Origin of the sequence: Mesorhizobium sp. B1-1-5, assembly GCF_006443065.1 — a bacterium.
Taxonomy (GTDB): domain Bacteria; phylum Pseudomonadota; class Alphaproteobacteria; order Rhizobiales; family Rhizobiaceae; genus Mesorhizobium.
On sequence record NZ_VFWS01000206.1, the window covers coordinates 1 to 4,109 of the forward strand.

The following is a 4,109-nucleotide window of genomic DNA, read 5'->3' on the forward strand; positions in this document are numbered from 1 at the left end:
CCACCTTCTCCCACAAGGGGAGAAGGGGAAGGCGCGCTTTACGCATTCCACAGCCCCTTCTTCTTCAACTCCTCCATCTCGCGTGCCGCGCGCTCGCGCAGCCTTGCGTCGCGCAGGAGCTTCTCCACGGCGGCGTCGTCGGATTTGTCGGAATAGCGGAATTCGGAATCGGCGTAGCGATTGATCTCCTGCATGACCATGTCCATCGAGAACGGTCCGCGCAGTTCCTCGATCATTGCCTTTTTGTCGTCGTAGCTCTTGTGCATGAAGGCTTCCGGCTTCTCGAACCAGTCGTCCGGCAGCTCGATGTCCATGGCGCGCATCTTGATGGCGTCGGTGACGTTCTTGATGGCGCGGCCGGTGAAGCGCGGCTCGGCGTCCTTGATCATATGCAGGTAGGTGCCGACATCGGCCATAGTCTTCGGCGCGCCATTTTCCTTCATGTAGCGCTCATAGACCTTCATCAGCCCACCTTCCCGCGGCTTCTCGTGCTCTTCATAGGCCTCGGTCACGGCGCGCTGGATTTCCTGCGCGGCATAGAGCTCGTGCTTGCCCAGCGGGATCTCGTGGTTCTTGCCGGCAAGCAGCACGAAGATGTCGATATAGTCGTCGCGGGTCTGCGGGCCGTCGACCAGCCAGCGCGTGCCGGCGCGCTGGCGCAGCGCGTCGTCGACATTTTCCGGATAGTTGGAGAACATGCCGAAGGAGCAATTGCCGCGCACCACCGTCGAGGCGCCGGCGAAGGCATCCATCAGGACGCCGGTGATCTCCTGCTGACCGGCGGAAGCACGGTCGTCGGAACGGCGCGCGGCCACCTGGTCGATGTCGTCGATGGTGCCGAAGCCGATGACGCGCGGATTGAGCACGTTGTTGATGAACTGGCGGCAGTTCTGGCCCGACTTGCCCTGGTAGGACGAGATCTGGTCGACGCCGAAATTCTCATAGGCGAAGGGATAGCCGGCGACCTGGCAGTAGCCATTGACGAGGCCGGCGATCATCTGGATCAGCGTCGTCTTGCCGGTGCCCGGCGCGCCGTCGCCGATGAAGGTGAAAAGAAAGCCGCCGAGCTCGACGAAGGGGTTGAGCTCGCGCTCGAAGTCGTAGGCCATCAGCATCTTGGCCAGCCTGACCGACTGGAATTTGGCGATGTGGTTGCCGACGACCTCTTCCGGTTTCTTGAAGGTCATCACCAGCGGCTTGGTGCGTTTGCCGGGCGCGACATCGAAGCCATCGAGGGTGAAATCGTCGACGTCGATACGGATATGCGCATTTTCGAACGGGCCAATGCCGTCGAAGCGACCTTTACGCGCAAGCAACCCGTCGATGGCGGAGCGGGCGAAGGCGCGAGCGCGCGCCGCCAGGTCGGCGTCGTCCTTCGAGCCGGCGATTGCCTTGTCGAGACCGGCGACGATCGACTTGACCGCGTCCTGCGGCGTGTCGAACAGGAAGTCGGGCTCGGGGATGTCGTTCGGCGGCTCGCCGTCGCTGTCGATCAGCTGGAAGAGATACGAAGCGAAGCTGAAGGCGGAAACGTAAGCCGACGCCGACAGAAGCTTCTTGAAGGTGGCTGCCTCATCGCCTTCCAGCGGCGCACGCGCATTCCTCGCCTGCAGGCTTTCGAGGTCGGAGCCTTCGGCGAATACGTCGGATATGGCGAGCGCGATCGCCAGGCCACGGCGGGCGCGGTAGAGCAGCGTGTGTTGCGGGATCGTCATCAACTGGTCGTCGGGATGGATGGCCGCCACTGTTTTCGTGAGCTCGACCTCGCGCGTGCGCCGCACCGAGCCGACCGATACGGTCGAGACGAAGCGGCGGTTGGTGCCGGCAAGCGCGGTACCGGATTCGCGCGAAGGGTCCTCCAGCACGACGATGCGGGTGATGAAGCTCTGCGCGGTCGCGCGGTGCTTTTCGATTGCGGCTTCCGAGATCGTGGTCAGGCCGGTGTCCATAAAGGATGCTCCGCGGTTTGACGGTCATACATCGCTGATGACCTGTCCGTTGGACAGGATGTGGACCTTGTAACCGGAAAAGATCTTCTGCGCCTCGCCCGCGGCGTAGAGCGCCTGATAGGCCTCGTGCGGGATCAGCGCGTGGTTCTCGTAGCTCGACACGCCCTGGCGCGCCGCTTCGAGATCGTCGGTGTTGATGAAGAACTCCTGCGTCGTCTTCTCGCTGGAGAACAGGCCCTTGCGGCCGGGCTTCTCGCTCTTGGAGAAGACCTCCTGGATCGTCCAGGTGAGCAGCCAGGCGTTCTGCGGCTTGCGCACCTTGGCTAGCACCTCGGCCACCGTCGAATTGTTCTCGGTGATGCCGGCCGAGTAGAAGGGTCCCAGCACCACGCGCCTCAGCTGCTTGGGATGCAGCGGCTCGAAATCCTTGTCGAGATTGACGGCGATCGTCGCCGGAGAGAGCGTATAGGCCGAGTTCTTCTCGGTGAAATCGTCGAAGCGGTGCGCAAGCTCCGGGTTGAGCAAGCCGTCGACGGGGAGTGGGATATCGACCCGCTCGTTGAGCTTGCCGTTCACGTCGACCAGCTGGCGCACCATGCTTTCGGAGGAGTCCTCCACTGTCACCATGTAGACCAGCGGCAGGTTGGCGCTGCCGTCGAACGCGGCCCAGTGGACGAGATAATAGGGCCGCATGGTTTTCGGGTTGACCGAAACCTTTGCCGTCTGTGCCAGGGTGAACGGGCCGAAGGTCGCCTCGCTCTTGACGTCCTCAAGATAGAGCCGCTCTGCCATCGACTTCTGCAGCGCCTCTGGGAATTCCTTGTGGCGAAGGATGAAGTCGGCCATCTCATCGCGCAATTCGCCGGCCTGCGGGATGTTGGCCAGCCGCGCATCGGCCTGCTGGCGGTCGTTTTCCAGTTCGAGCAGGTTCTGGAAGACGGGGTAGCCGCTCTCGGCGCGCGAGATGCGGAAGGTGTCCATGAAGCCGAGCCGGTTGCGCCAACAGGCAAAGGACTTGTCCAGCCGCGCGATATACTCCGCGACGATCCTGGCGACGATGCCGTGCCGATAAAGCGGCGAGCGGTCGTCGCGCATGAACACTTCCAGCCCGCTCAGCGCCGCCGTGATGGCGGAGAAATAGCGTGCCGCGGCGTCGTTCTCAGGTGTCATGTGGCTGCCGTGGAATGAAATCAGCGGCGCCGCCTATTGCTGCACATAGTTGGCGGCGTTGTGCTTCTTCATCACGTCGTCGAAGCGGCGGGCGAAGGCATCGTCGGCAAGCTTCTTGCGGCGCTGGATGTCGGCTGAAGCCACCATGTTCTTCTCATGCATCTCGAGCAGGTCGCCGATGTGCTTCTGCGAGGCGGCGCCGATGCCGGCCATCGTCTCCTCGGCCGTGTTGTCGACCTGGCTGCCCAACGTGTTGATCTTGTGGGCGACGTCCTGCTGGGCGGCGGTCTTGAGCGAATCTTCCAGGGCCTTGTAGAGGACGATGCGCTGCTCGGTGTCGATGGTCAGCTTGTTGATCAGCGTCGACTGCGCGGCAATCTGGTTGTTGAGCGAATCGACGAAGGTCTGAAACATCGAGGTATAGCGCTCCAGCGTCTGGCTTTCGGCAAGCAGCTCCTGCTCCTTGGCCTGCTTTTCATTGTATTCGGTCGCCATTTTGGAGCGCTCGCCCTCAAGCTCGGTGCGCTCCTTCTGGGTCGTGGAGGCGGCGATCTTGTTTTCGATGTCGAGCAGCATCGGGTTCAATTCCTCGATGCGCTTCTGCACCGCTTCAAGATTGGTCATCGTCACCTTACGGCGCTCGATGACCTGCGACAGGCTGGCCTCGGAGGTCTTGTAGCGCTGGTCGAGGACCTGCTTCTGCGCCTTCAGGATGCCGACGATGGTATCCGATTTCGCCAAAAGCTCCTGCAGATTGCCGGCAAGCGACATGTTGCGGACGCGGTCGGTGCGCATGCGCTGCTTGCGCTGCGCCGAAAAGACACCGACGAAGTTTTCCCAGCCGGTGTAGTTCTTCATGCTTTCGAACTCGGCGCCGAAGACATTGGTTGCGTCCTCAAGCCCGATGATCAGGTCGGCAATATTGCCTTCCATAACCTTCTGCTGCTTGAGCACGTCCTCGATGCGGGCGTTCTCGATGTCGAAATTGGC

General features: G+C 62.0%; 3 protein-coding genes. All 3 read right to left on the minus strand.

Annotated features, from left to right (window positions below; all coding sequences use genetic code 11):
- Positions 1–38 precede the first annotated feature (38 nt).
- The gene (locus FJ980_RS29315; protein ID WP_140547121.1) at positions 39–1,949 is read right to left on the minus strand and encodes an ATP-binding protein; all 1,911 of its coding nucleotides are present in this window, start codon (positions 1,947–1,949) and stop codon (positions 39–41) included.
- Positions 1,950–1,973: 24 nt separating this feature from the next.
- The gene (locus tag FJ980_RS29320) at positions 1,974–3,119 is read right to left on the minus strand and encodes a hypothetical protein (protein WP_140547122.1); all 1,146 of its coding nucleotides are present in this window, start codon (positions 3,117–3,119) and stop codon (positions 1,974–1,976) included.
- 33 nt (positions 3,120–3,152) lie between these two features.
- On the minus strand, positions 3,153–4,109 hold a 957-nt coding region (locus FJ980_RS29325), incomplete at its 5' end, for a hypothetical protein (RefSeq protein WP_140547123.1).